The organism is Bacillus sp. ISL-4 (genome assembly GCF_018613275.1).
Taxonomy (GTDB): Bacteria; Bacillota; Bacilli; order Bacillales; family DSM-1321; genus Peribacillus; species Peribacillus simplex_E.
In genome coordinates this window covers 279078-291555 of the sequence record NZ_JAGGQN010000007.1, presented here as the reverse complement: position 1 = coordinate 291555, position 12478 = coordinate 279078, and the positions used below count along the sequence as shown (strand labels likewise).

The following is a 12478-nucleotide window of genomic DNA, read 5'->3' as shown; positions in this document are numbered from 1 at the left end:
TATTTTGCTTGTATCCCAGAGTTTTCTTCGGATTAAGTTGTTAGAGATGCATGTTTTTTATCATTTCCCGCCAGAAGACTCCCTCTTCAAGCGTGTGAAGGGTGAGAGCCCGGTAAGGAGGAGATGAATGGCGGTTGGCATAAGCCAAAGTAACCTTGTTGACAAACGTACGTTCCCTAGGTGATAATAACTATAAGGGGGGGAAACCAATGGTCGTAAACAAAGCTTATAAATTTAGAATCTATCCAACTAAAGAACAACTCGTTCTAATCCATAAAACGATCGGCTGCTCCCGTTTTGTCTATAACTTCTTTTTAGGCAAACAAAAGAGAAAGATGCCTACTGGCATCTGTGAAGAAATGAAGCAGAACGGCCAATTACCCTCTAATGAATGGCAAGGTTCTTTTTTGAATAAATATGCAACAATCAAAGAGCTTCCAGCTTTAAAGAAAGAGTATTCTTTCCTGAAAGAAATCGACAGTATTGCCTTGCAGAAATCCGTGGGAAATTTAGCAGATGCCTATAGTCGATATTATAAAAAGCAAAACAAGTCACCACGCTTCAAATCGAAAAAGAATCCTATCCAGTCCTACACGACTAAACATTCGAATGGAAATATCAGAATTATTGGAAACAAAATCAAATTGCCCAAACTCGGTCTCGTACGTTTTGCTAAAAGCCGCGAAGTCGAGGGACGAATCATCAATGCCACAATCAGGCGGAACCCTTCGGGGAAATATTTCATTTCGGTTTTAGCGGAAACCAATGTTCAAGTTCTTCCTAAAACGAATCGTTCGTGCGGTATAGATCTTGGTTTGAAGAACTTTGCTATTCTTTCAGATGGTTCGGTCTATCAAAACCCAAAATTCTTCCGGACGGTCGAAAAGAAATTGGCCAAAGCACAACGGATTCTTTCAAGGCGACAAGAAATAGCCATGAATCAAAATAAATCATTTGCTGAAGCCAAAAACTATCAAAAACAAAAACGAAAAGTGGCGATCCTACACGAAAAAATTTCCAATGCCCGAATGGATTACTTACATAAACTTTCTACCGAAATCATCAAAAACCACGATGTTGTTGGAATGGAAGACTTGCAAGTGACGAATATGATGAAAAATCACAAACTTGCTAAAGCAATTAGTGAAGTATCTTGGTACCAATTCAAAAAAATGCTGGAATACAAAGCAAAATGGTATGGTAAACAAATTGTGACCGTATCTAAAACGTTTGCTTCTAGCCAATTGTGTTCTAGCTGCGGTTACCAAAATAAAGACGTTAAAAATCTGAATCTTCGTGAGTGGGATTGTCCTTTTTGTTCTACTCACCACGATCGAGATATTAACGCAGGACTCAATCTAATGAATGAAGCCATAAGGCTTCTAACCGTAGGAACTACGGGGGTAGCCTAATTAAAAATTGGCCGATAGACTAATGTTCTTAGGAATACCCCACTTTAATCAGACTGTAAGGTCATAAGTGGTGGGTAGTTCAACTTAAAGAACAAACAGTGATAGGTTGCTTTCACACCTGATTCATTTCGATATTCTTTGTCATATATGTTGATTAACTCTCGAAAAAAGGAAGGGCGCTGGCAGTAGTTTTCTTTGTTGCTGTTAGCTGCACCGATCTTTTTAATTGAAGTGAAAAATTCACGTACTGTCTGAAAGTACTCCAGTTCAAACTTTTCCATTTTTGTTATCTCGATTGGAACTGCTGATGAAAAAGGGATTGCTTCTTCACAAACTTGGGATAATTCTTCTAGAGAATAAAACATTTGACCTGGTGAACTATCAATGGCAAGCTGAAGCTTGTCCTTCGCCTGTTCATATGACATATGAAGCTCTTGAAAGGTATCTATTCCGAACGTTGAAAATATGAGGCTTCCTTCAGCCGTTAATCGTGTAAACAGTTTTTCAAGTGTTGCAGGAAGATCATTCAGCCATTGAAACGTTGCATTGGAAATAATCAAGTCGTAATTTTCATTAAGCGCCATTTCTTCGATATCCGTACATAAAAATGTAACACGTTCTTCATCTGTCATTCCTTTCGCCACATCGACCATTCCTGGTGCCAAATCAACAGCCGTAATAGCGGCATTAGGGAATGTTTTGACGAGTAACCTGGTTAAGTAACCAGTGCCGCAGCCAATTTCAAGAATATTGATTACATGGTTGGTGTTTATTTTAGGAAGCAAATCCACTAATTGTTTTGCCATGTTTTTTTGAACATTGGCATACGCATCATATGTTTTCGCATGTTCACTGAACCGCTTACTTAACAATCGTTTATCAATCATGAATGTACTCCTTTTGAATAAATGTTTTTATATGCTGCATACATTCCTGTGGTCTTGTGAAAAACGGAGTATGGCCAGCGCCTTCGATAATATGAAACTCGGCTTTCCCACCCAGGTTTTCTTTAATGAAAGATGAGGCTTCGAGTGGACAAATGTTGTCTTCCCTCCCATGAAGCAATATAAAGGGGGCTTCAATCCGGTCGAGTCTTGCTCTAGCATCTTTATGAAGTAAATAATCCAAGCCAATAAGAAGCGAAAACACATCATCTCCATGAAACTCGCTTTGAATTGTCTTGATGAATTGATGATATAAACCTTCTTCTTTTTCAGCTTCGGAAAACATCGCTTCATAGAAAGAAGCCAAAGTCTTCTCTTTATTGCGCTGTAGTTGTTTCTTCATGCGCTCGACCATTCGTGGATCCCAGCCAAATGAATAATTCTCTCCTGTTATAAACCGACTTGTTGCACCAAAAAGGATAAAACCTTTTATTTTTTCTCGATACGAACTTGCAAGTTCAAGTGATACTAGTGATCCTAATGACCAGCTCAGTATATAAACTTGACCATCGATGGAAGCGATGGTGTCCATGACTCTTTCTTCAAAGTCATTTAGTGCTTTCATATCTCTCCATTCTATAAATGAAAGGTGAAATACGTCTGACAGCGGTTTGATTAACGGTTCAAACGCACCTTTTTCCATTCCCCAGCCAGGAAGCATGACTAAATTCGGCTGTTTCATTCAATAACACCCATTTCTTTTCCAATGATTGATATCTTTTCAACTGCCCAATCAAGATCTTTTTTATCGTGGAGAGCTGTTACGGTAAACCGGATTCTTGCCTCATTTTCAGGAACGGTCGGCGGCCTGACAGCAATAGCTGCAATTCCTTCTTTCTGCAAACGTGCGGCAAATTCCATCGCTTTTTCGTTTTCCCCGATGACGATAGGAACAATTTGTGATCGACTTCCGCAAATATTAAACCCGTTATATGTGAGTTCTTCTCTAAAGTGTTCTGAATGTGTTTGGAGCAGTGAGCGGCGTTCTGGTTCTTGCTGTACAAGTTCCATCGCTGTTGTTATGGCACCGAGAATGGCCGGGGGAAGTGCAGTTGAATAAATGAATCCGCGCATGCGATTTTTTAAATAGTCGATTAGCCATTTTTTTCCGACGACATAGGCACCGAATGAACCGAGCGCTTTACTGAATGTTCCCATTTGGATATCTATTTTATTTTGAAGTTGGAGATGACTGGCATAACCTTCACCGTTTTTACCGTAAATGCCACTTCCATGTGCTTCATCTGTCATTAACATTGCGTTATAACGTTCCTTTAACCGAACGAGGTCTTCGAGATAAGCAAAGTCACCGTCCATGCTGAAGACTGTATCCGTCACGATTAATTTACGTGCTTCAATTGGTGCTTTTTTCAAAAATGCCTCTAAATGATCTAAATCATTATGACGATAGCGTATATGCTTTGCACGGCTTAAAAGAGCTCCATCGACAATGCTTGCATGATTCAATTTATCGCTATAAATAATATCGTTTCGGGACAGCAGGGTGGATATAATTCCAAGGTTCGCGTTATATCCACTGTTGATAATAAGTCCTGCCTCGGCTTTCTTCCAATCGACAAGAGCTTGTTCCGCTTGCTCGTAAAGGGGATGATTGCCAATAATTAAACGTGAAGCCGTTGCTCCTGCACCATATGTATGTATTGCATCCACCATCGCCTTTTTCAGCCGCTCATCCCCTGCATAACCTAAATAGTTATTAGAAGCTAGATTTAGCATCCTGCACCCATTGATCATAAGCCATGGCTGGTCGGCGAATGCCGTCGATACAAGTTCACGTTTTTGCGATATCTCTTCTAAATAAGCCAGTTCTTTCTTTATTTTTTCTTCCCAACAAGGTAATTGTTTTTCACTGTGCATGCCCATTCTCCTTTTTTTATGTTAACTAAAATAAATATAGGTTAACATATAAAATATTCTAATCATGACTCAATGAAACTGTCAAGCTTTGAAAAGGGACTGATAATAAATTAATAATCCAATCTGGGAGTAATCAAAGGTCAAAAAAAGACACTTATCAAAAGCGTGCTGATTGGTTATTTGAACCAAGTCGAGGAACATGAAACTTACATAAAAATAAGTTTAAGGAGAAGGAGGCTAATGATGTTCGATTGGGCAGTGGCTTTGTTAAGCTAATGTATAAAAGAGCTTAGTGAAAATTAGTGCCTTTGTATGTATTAAGCCCGTTCATTGAAGATAATCTAACTTCCAAGGTAGTCTTTTTGTTAAACCTTCAAATCTTTGAAGGATTAAATGGAATTCCATGTTACTATAGAGCAGTGAAATTACCGAATTCACATTAACCATTACATAAAGGAAGGGTAATAAATATGAAAAAGATTTCTTTAGATGTTTTCTTTATATTAATAGGAGCTTTTATTTTCGCTTTGGCAATAAATCTTTTCGTCATTCCCAATGAACTTGGTGAGGGGGGAGTCACGGGGATAACCATCATTTTATTTTATGTTTTTGAATGGTCACCAGGGCTGTTAAGTTTGATCATTAACGCTTTCCTGCTCATCGTCGGTTATAAATATTTGTCGAAAATGACAACTGTATATACAATCATAGCCGTTGCATTTAATTCACTTTTCCTTCATTTAACTGAAAGTTGGACGATATCTTCAGATGAATTGGTCATCAATGCGATATTTGGCGGGGTTTTTGCCGGTGCAGGAATTGGCATGATCATTCGTGTTGGAGGCACTACTGCCGGTACGACGATCCTGGCCCGAATTACGAATAAGTATTTGGGATGGAGCTTAAGCTATGGACTTCTGTTTTTTGATTTAATCGTTGCGTTCTCATCTTATTTCATCATTGGTGCAGAAGGCCTGATGCTCACTATCCTTATGCTTTATATTGGAACAAAAACGATGGAATTCATCATTGAGGGATTGAACCCGAAAAAAGCGATCACCATCATTTCAAATGAGGCGGACCAGATTGCAAAACAAGTAACCGAATTGATGGACCGGGGGGTCACTGTTTTTAGCGGTCATGGATACTATACAAAAGCATCCAAGGATATTTTATATATCGTTATAAGTAAGCAAGAGGTACTAAAGTTAAAGAGAATAGTGCAGTCGACGGATAGCAATGCTTTTATAGCCATACATGATGTTAGGGACGTATTTGGTGAAGGATTCCTGGATATCTCGAAGTCCTGATGCGAATGATCGGGAGGCGGATATGGTATATGCGAATGAAAAGGCCTAATAGGCTTTTTTATTTTGCATTGCAAAAAATCTGTAAATTCCTAATATTTTGTTATATTATGTAAGTAAGAAAACACACAACCTGAGGAGTGCAGCCATTAAATGTGGAGGTGTCCAAGATGATCCTTTTAAAAGTGGATGACAGAAAGTTCGGGAAAAGCAATATCAAGTACAGTGTCGTTGATAAGGAAACGAATGAATTGATCATTAGCGGTGTGTTTAAAGAATTTGGACAAGCAAGCGATAAATATTATGAATTAAAGGATGAATACGGTTCATCCAATGTGAAGATGATATTGAAGTGAAAAAGAGGGGGACCGACGGGTTTCCCTTTTTTCGTAAGCAATGCCACGAATGAAAATGGCCCGTACAATAAATAATCGGATAAAGGAATAATCATAGGTTTCTGAATCATATAATTAGGTTAAGAGAGTTCTTAACATCCTTTTTTTACAATATACTACAATTTTATTGTAAAGTATGGAATTTGGTGGTAATATAAAGCGCATAAATGTAAACGTTTGCAAAGAGTTTTGTGAGGAGGTGATGTAAAAGAAGTACGATAGACTATGATTTTTGTAGAATGAAAGGCTTTTATTTTACTATTTTATGCAAACGTTTTCTTAAAATTGCATGAATCTTATGAAAAAGGGAGAGTCGGTAGGCATGAAGCGTAAAAAATGGTACGGGGGAATTCTTACTGTTTTATTAATTTTTAGTGTGATTTTGGCTGGATGCTCTTCTTCAACTGGTGGAAACAGCGACTCAAAAGATGTCGTGACGCTGGATGTATTTCAATTCAAGGTAGAATTCAAGTCGCAATTCGAGACATTGGCAAAACAATATGAAAAAGAAAATCCAGATGTGAAGATCAAGGTATCGACAGTAGGGGGCGGAAATGATTATAAATCAGCCATTACGGCAAAGTTCGCTTCAGGTGAGGAGCCAGCGGTTTTTAACATTGGCGGACCGGTAGATGTCGAACAATATAAAGATAGATTAACAGATTTAAAGGATACGAAGGCTGCTGCAGCAGCACTTGATGGCACTTTGGATGGCGTGAAAGAGGACGGGCAGGTCCTTGGACTTCCATTTAACCAGGAAGGATACGGCTTAATTTATAACAAACGGATATTTAAAGAAGCCGGAATTAATCCTGATGAAATTACAAATTATGAAGCCTTAGAGGCGGCAGTTAAGAAAATGGATTCACAAAAAGACAAATTGAAAATCGATGCAGTTTTCGCTTATCCGGTCAAAGAGAAGTGGGTGACAGGAAACCATTTATCCAGTGTATTCTTATCACCAGAGTTTGATGGGAATGTGTTAGAAGCAAGCAAGGCTCCAACGGTTAAATTCACGGATGGTGACAAGTTTAAACAACTGGTCGATATCCAAAATAAATATTCCGTCCAGCCGACAGCAAGCCTCGATTACTCCCAACAAGTGGAAGAGCTGTTCTCACTTGAAAAGGTTGCGATTATTCAGCAAGGTAACTGGGTGTATAACACAGTGTATGATATGGACCCTGAGTTAGCTGAAAAGGGAATTGGCATCATCCCGATTCCAAATGGAGACTCTGCAGGCATGCCGGTCGGCGTACCGAACTATTGGGCAGTGAACAAGAAATCGGATGAAAAGGTACAGGAAGCAGCGAAGAAGTTCCTCGACTGGATGTATACATCCGAAGAAGGGAAAAAAGCCGTTTTGGAAGACTTTAAATTCATTCCTGCATATGAAGGATATGACGTAGAAAAAATTGCCGATCCAATTTCAAAAGAAATTTATAAATACTCCCAAGAAGGAAACACGATTGGTTGGGTGTTTAATGGATATCCGGTTGGTTGGAATGATGATCTTGGGGCAAGCGTCCAAAAATACGTAACTGGTAAATTGACTTGGGAGGAACTTGTTCAACAGAACATTGAAAATTGGGAGAAGATTCATAGCAAATAAGTATTGGGAAATGCAAGTGACCGATCGGCATGAAAAGTGTGCCGATTGGTTGTTCCTTGTTATAGAAAAGTCGCCTAGGGAAATTGCCTTAACCAGGGATTCATCAAATAACCCAGTCATGATCTAAAACCATTAACTATTAAATCATTTCAAGGAGGTCGGTTTCGTTGAGAAATCGGGATGCCGCATATTGGCTGTTTTTGACACCTGTTCTTGCTGCACTCATTTTGGTTGTGATCGTGCCACTCATCTACGGATTCTATTATTCCTTTACGAATTGGAACGGTTTAGGGACACCGGATTTCATCGGTCTTAAGAATTATATAGACTTGTTTACGGATAAAGGGTTCCTTGATACATTTTGGTTCACCATTAAATTTTCCGTAGCGGCAATTGTGGTAATCAATATCATCGGATTAAGTTTAGCTCTCATCGTGACTTCGAAAATTAAATCAAGCAACATACTGCGGACAGTTTTCTTTATGCCCAATTTAATTGGCGGCTTGATTCTCGGCTTTATTTGGCAGTTCATTTTTATTAAGGTCTTCGGTGCGATTGGTGATTTGACTGGGATCGAAGCATTTAATGGATGGTTATCAACGACTGATACAGGTTTTTGGGGATTGATCATTTTAACATCATGGCAAATGGCCGGATATATCATGATCATTTATATTGCCTATCTGCAGGCTGTTCCTGAAGACTTGATCGAAGCGGCAAAAATTGATGGAGCTAACAGCTTCCAGCGTTTTCGCCATATAACTTTTCCACTAGTGGCACCTGCTTTTACCGTCAGTTTGTTTTTGACGCTTTCCCACTCGTTCAAGATCTATGATCAAAACCTTTCTTTGACGAATGGAGCTCCCTATAATTCAACTGAAATGGTTGCGATGAATATTGTAAAATCGGCCTTCACCGAAAACGATATGGCATATGCACAGGCAAAAGCCGTTATCTTTTTCGTGATCGTGGCGGTCGTTTCGCTGACACAAGTCTATTTCAATAAAAAACGGGAGGTTGAGCTGTAATGAGGGGAAAATGGAAATTGTGGCTAATTGGATTCATCGGATTCATTATGGCCATATTATGGCTCACTCCGTTTTATTTAATGCTTGTAAATGCCTTTAAAATGAAACGGGATATATTTGCCGATACACTCGGACTGCCTGAAACCTGGACATTCGAAAACTTCACTCAAGCTTTCGAGCAATTGGATTTCCTCCGGACTTTATTCAATTCTTTATTGATATCGGGCGTCAGTGTAGTCATCATCATCATTTTTTCTGCGATGGCAGCATACGCTCTTTCCCGAAACAAAAGTAAAATAAGTTCCCTGCTTTTCTTCGTATTTGTAGCAGCCATGCTAATTCCGTTTCAGTCTGTGATGATACCGCTCGTTGCCCAATTCGGACAGCTTGGGATGTTGAACAAGGCCGGACTGATTTTCATGTATTTAGGTTTTGGCTGCAGTCTTTCGATATTCTTATATCATGGTACCTTAAAAGGGATTCCCATCTCACTTGATGAGGCAGCAAAGATTGATGGTGCTAACCGGTTTCAAGTATTTTGGTATATCATATTTCCATTATTAAAACCGATGTCGATTACAGTTGGTATCTTAAATGTCATTTGGATATGGAATGACTATTTGCTGCCATCCCTTGTTATTGGCGGAGCGGGATCGGAGACCATTCCGCTTAAATTATTCTTCTTTTTCGGTCAATATACGAAGCAATGGCATCTTGCCTTGGCTGGACTTACTTTATCCATCATTCCAGTCATCATTGCATACTTTTTTGCTCAGAGGCAAATTATCAAAGGAATTGCAGATGGGGCCGTTAAATAACTATTTAAATATAGGGAATATTAAACCATGTGCGGTGAACGGGGAGTGTTGATGAAATTGTCTGTTACTATAAAAGACGTTGCCAAAAAAGCGAATGTCGCTCCATCAACGGTATCGCGTGTAATCCATAACAGCCCGACAATCAGTGAAAAGACAAAGCGTAAAGTACGCAAGGTATTAAAGGAAATGGGCTATCATATGAATGAAAATGCCCGGAACTTAGTCACGAAGTCAACTAAGGCCATTGGGATCGTCATGAAAAGTTCGGCAAGGGAATCACTTTATAATCCCTTTTTTCCAGAAGTGATCCGGGGCATCGGGGATTTCTGTAATAAAGAAGGGTACAGTCTTTCTCTGACAACCGGCGAGACGGAGGATGCCATCTTTGAGGATGTCGTGAAGATGGTTCAGGGCAGAAGAGTGGATGGCATGATTGTTTTGTACTCTAAAAAGGACGATAAAGTGGTGCCGTATTTATTAAAGCAGGGCTTCCCGTTCGTTTTGATCGGGAAGCCAAGCACGAACATGAGCGGTATCACATTCATTGATAACGATAATGTTCAAGCGGCCAGGGAAGTATCGGAGTTTGTAATCAGTCTTGGACATGAGCGAATTGCCTTTTTAGGGGGCAGTCCCGAGTTTGAGGTGATCCAGGACCGCTTGACAGGCTTTCAACAAGCGATGGAACAGGCCGGGTTGGATATACGACAGGAATATATCAAATTGATTCCTTTGAATCGAACGGATGGGATAAAGGCGATTGACGAATTGCTGGAATTGAAAGAGGCACCAACCGCTTTTTTGGTTATGGATCTTTTATTGGGTGTTCTCTTGCTTGGAGTGTTGGCTGAAAAGAACTTGAAAGTGCCACAACAAATAAGCGTCGTCTGTTTTAACCACTCAGAATTCATAGAATTTTTAAGTACGCCGCTGACAACGGTTGATATCCATACGTATCAGTTAGGGTATGAGGCGGCAAAATGCGTGTTCGATCTAATTGCAAATCCGGAAATGATGGAAAAGAGTATTAGCATTCCTACCAAAATCATAAAGCGGGAGTCGCATTTTGTTGTCGAAAAGGAAATTAAAAGAAAAATGTAGAAATGTTTTACCAATTAAAGCTTGATTTTTGCTAACATAAATTTACAATATAGATTATCACTATTATTTTTAAAAAATCATACTTTGAAGGCATAAAGTATGTTCTTATAATTTGATCTTCTCTAACGCAAACGTTTGCGTTATGAATAAAGAGGTAATAGTTAAACATGCAAAGCAAGTTGCCGTGAAATGAATCTTGAATGGAGGAGGTTTTTCATGAGAGTCCTAGTATGGAATGAGTTTCGCCACGAGAAAACAAAGCCTGAAGTAGCAAAAGTATATCCGGATGGTATCCATGGTGCAATTGCCGGCTTTTTACAAAGTGGGCAGGTCGAGGTGAGAACCGCCACTCTAGATGAAGAAGAGCATGGATTAACCGAAGAAGCACTGAAACAAACCGATGTACTTCTTTGGTGGGGGCATATTGCACATGATGAAGTTCAGGATGAAATCATTGCAAGGGTTCACAAGCGAGTACTCGAGGGAATGGGTCTCATCGTCCTCCATTCTGGTCATTTTTCAAAGATCTTCAAACGATTAATGGGCACGACTTGCGATTTGAAATGGCGGGTGGCGGATGAAAGGGAACGGCTCTGGGTTGTCGATCCAAGTCATCCTATCGTTGATGGAATCGGAGAATATATAGAGCTTGAGAAGGAAGAGATGTACGGGGAACATTTTGATATTCCTGCACCAGATCAATTGATATTCGTCAGTTGGTTTGAAGGCGGGGAGATATTCAGAAGCGGTTGCACGTATCAGCGGGGGAAAGGGAGGATTTTCTATTTCCGTCCAGGTCATGAAACATATCCTACCTACCATAATCCCGAGATTCAACGAGTGATTAAGAATGCCGTTAATTGGGTCAAGCCGGAATTTGGAATCGTAACGAACTACGGGAAATCCGAACCGTTGGAATCCATCTCAGGCAAAGGGCTGAAGTGAAGGAGAGAACAAAATGGGCAAAGTGAAGGTAGGAGTCATTGGATGCGGGAGTATTGCAAAAAACAGGCATTTTCCGGAGTATGATGCACATCAGGAAACGGAGATCATTGCCGTTTGTGATATTGTACCGGACCGGGCGAATGCAGCAGCACAAAGGTATGGCGCGCAAGCATATACTGATTATATAGAACTTTTGAAGAATGAGGAGATAGAAGCGATCAGTGTATGTACCCCGAATTACCTGCATGCACGCATCACAGTTGCGGCCTTGGAAGCTGGTCAGCATGTCCTTTGTGAGAAACCAATGGCTACTTCTTTAGTAGACGCTGAAAAAATGAATGCAGCAGCAGCGAAAAGCGGCAAAATACTAATGATTGGTCATAATCAGCGTTTTGTTCCCTCTCATCAAAAAGCGAAGCAGCTTATTGAGAGCGGGGAGGTAGGGAAGGTCTATAGCTTCCGGACGGCTTTTGGACATTCAGGGCCGGAAACCTGGAGCGTGGACGGACGGGAAAGCTGGTTTTTTAAAAAGGATCAGGCAGTCATTGGTGCAATGGGCGATTTAGGCGTTCATAAAGCTGATTTATTAAGGTATATCCTTGGAGAAGAATTTGTTGAAGTGGGAGCCTTTGTGGAAACGACTGCCAAGAAAAATACAGACGTTGATGACAGTGCGGCCTGTATCCTCCGGACGGAGAGCGGTATCATCGGAACGCTTACCGCCAGCTGGTCTTATGCAAAAGAAGACAATGCTACGGTCATTTATGCGGAAAAAGCGGTATTGCGCCTTGAAGACGATCCGAAATACTCACTGATCATCCATCATGATAATGGAAAGACAGAAACCATCCAATTAGGAAGCATCCAGACTAATGACTCAGAAGGACAGCATGATTCCGAAGTGATCAGCCACTTTGTAAAATGTGTGGTGGACAATGAGGAGCCACTTGTCTCAGGAGTTGAAGGATTAAAATCATTAAAAGTCATTCTTGGCGCGATGGAATCAAATGCATCCCGAAAAATCATCCGCTTATAAAG

Annotated in this window: 12 protein-coding genes; 9 read left to right on the top strand and 3 right to left on the bottom strand. The window is 40.2% G+C overall.

The features are described from left to right. Positions 1 to 209 precede the first annotated feature (209 nt). Positions 210 to 1412, top strand: coding sequence for an IS200/IS605 family element RNA-guided endonuclease TnpB (gene tnpB / locus J7J00_RS04780; protein WP_214788023.1), 1203 nt, complete (start codon positions 210 to 212; stop codon positions 1410 to 1412). A gap of 44 nt (positions 1413 to 1456) precedes the next feature. On the opposite strand, the gene bioC is transcribed toward tnpB, so the two are convergent. Genes bioC through bioF form a run of 3 tightly spaced genes read right to left on the bottom strand, consistent with a single transcriptional unit; the run spans position 1457 to position 4234 of the window. Beyond that, a complete protein-coding gene (bioC, locus tag J7J00_RS04775) occupies positions 1457 to 2299 on the bottom strand; it encodes a malonyl-ACP O-methyltransferase BioC (RefSeq protein ID WP_214788020.1) in 843 nt (280 codons plus the stop codon). Next, positions 2292 to 3038, bottom strand: a complete 747-nt coding sequence (locus J7J00_RS04770; protein ID WP_214788017.1) for an alpha/beta fold hydrolase — start codon at positions 3036 to 3038, stop codon at positions 2292 to 2294. Before J7J00_RS04770 ends, bioC begins: the two co-directional genes overlap by 8 nt. Further along, a complete protein-coding gene (gene bioF, locus J7J00_RS04765) occupies positions 3035 to 4234 on the bottom strand; it encodes an 8-amino-7-oxononanoate synthase (protein WP_214788014.1) in 1200 nt (399 codons plus the stop codon). The genes J7J00_RS04770 and bioF overlap by 4 nt, the downstream gene beginning before the upstream one ends. Positions 4235 to 4704: 470 nt before the next feature. Here bioF and J7J00_RS04760 point away from each other — a divergent pair, with 470 nt between their 5' ends. The 8 genes from J7J00_RS04760 to J7J00_RS04725 all read left to right on the top strand — a co-directional run bounded on the left by J7J00_RS04760 (position 4705) and on the right by J7J00_RS04725 (position 12476). Beyond that, on the top strand, positions 4705 to 5544 hold the full coding sequence (locus J7J00_RS04760) for a YitT family protein (RefSeq protein WP_214788012.1): 840 nt from the start codon (positions 4705 to 4707) through the stop codon (positions 5542 to 5544). A gap of 167 nt (positions 5545 to 5711) precedes the next feature. Next, positions 5712 to 5897, top strand: a complete 186-nt coding sequence (locus J7J00_RS04755) for a hypothetical protein (protein ID WP_063235290.1) — start codon at positions 5712 to 5714, stop codon at positions 5895 to 5897. Between the two features lie 361 nt (positions 5898 to 6258). Continuing rightward, positions 6259 to 7548, top strand: a complete 1290-nt coding sequence (locus J7J00_RS04750; protein WP_214788009.1) for an ABC transporter substrate-binding protein — start codon at positions 6259 to 6261, stop codon at positions 7546 to 7548. Positions 7549 to 7715: 167 nt separating this feature from the next. Then, positions 7716 to 8576, top strand: a complete 861-nt coding sequence (locus J7J00_RS04745) for a carbohydrate ABC transporter permease (RefSeq protein ID WP_098370419.1) — start codon at positions 7716 to 7718, stop codon at positions 8574 to 8576. Beyond that, the gene (locus J7J00_RS04740; protein ID WP_214788006.1) at positions 8576 to 9394 is read left to right on the top strand and encodes a carbohydrate ABC transporter permease; all 819 of its coding nucleotides are present in this window, start codon (positions 8576 to 8578) and stop codon (positions 9392 to 9394) included. The genes J7J00_RS04745 and J7J00_RS04740 overlap by 1 nt, the downstream gene beginning before the upstream one ends. 57 nt (positions 9395 to 9451) lie before the next feature. Beyond that, positions 9452 to 10495: a LacI family DNA-binding transcriptional regulator gene (locus J7J00_RS04735; RefSeq protein ID WP_214788283.1), complete on the top strand. Its 1044-nt coding sequence runs from the start codon at positions 9452 to 9454 to the stop codon at positions 10493 to 10495. A gap of 216 nt (positions 10496 to 10711) precedes the next feature. Beyond that, on the top strand, positions 10712 to 11440 hold the full coding sequence (locus tag J7J00_RS04730) for a ThuA domain-containing protein (protein WP_214788003.1): 729 nt from the start codon (positions 10712 to 10714) through the stop codon (positions 11438 to 11440). Positions 11441 to 11453: 13 nt separating this feature from the next. Further along, positions 11454 to 12476: a Gfo/Idh/MocA family protein gene (locus J7J00_RS04725; RefSeq protein ID WP_214787999.1), complete on the top strand. Its 1023-nt coding sequence runs from the start codon at positions 11454 to 11456 to the stop codon at positions 12474 to 12476. The last annotated feature ends 2 nt before the right edge of the window (positions 12477 to 12478 follow it).

What these genes read in the sequence shown, in the direction of transcription:
- tnpB (WP_214788023.1), top strand. Translation starts at nt 210, where the DNA reads ATGGTCGTAAACAAAGCTTATAAATTTAGAATCTATCCAACTAAAGAA.
- J7J00_RS04750 (WP_214788009.1), top strand. Translation starts at nt 6,259, where the DNA reads ATGAAGCGTAAAAAATGGTACGGGGGAATTCTTACTGTTTTATTAATT.
- J7J00_RS04725 (WP_214787999.1), top strand. Translation starts at nt 11,454, where the DNA reads ATGGGCAAAGTGAAGGTAGGAGTCATTGGATGCGGGAGTATTGCAAAA.
- J7J00_RS04760 (WP_214788012.1), top strand. Translation starts at nt 4,705, where the DNA reads ATGAAAAAGATTTCTTTAGATGTTTTCTTTATATTAATAGGAGCTTTT.
- J7J00_RS04770 (WP_214788017.1), bottom strand. Translation starts at nt 3,038, where the DNA reads ATGAAACAGCCGAATTTAGTCATGCTTCCTGGCTGGGGAATGGAAAAA.
- bioC (WP_214788020.1), bottom strand. Translation starts at nt 2,299, where the DNA reads ATGATTGATAAACGATTGTTAAGTAAGCGGTTCAGTGAACATGCGAAA.
- J7J00_RS04740 (WP_214788006.1), top strand. Translation starts at nt 8,576, where the DNA reads ATGAGGGGAAAATGGAAATTGTGGCTAATTGGATTCATCGGATTCATT.
- J7J00_RS04730 (WP_214788003.1), top strand. Translation starts at nt 10,712, where the DNA reads ATGAGAGTCCTAGTATGGAATGAGTTTCGCCACGAGAAAACAAAGCCT.
- J7J00_RS04755 (WP_063235290.1), top strand. Translation starts at nt 5,712, where the DNA reads ATGATCCTTTTAAAAGTGGATGACAGAAAGTTCGGGAAAAGCAATATC.
- bioF (WP_214788014.1), bottom strand. Translation starts at nt 4,234, where the DNA reads ATGCACAGTGAAAAACAATTACCTTGTTGGGAAGAAAAAATAAAGAAA.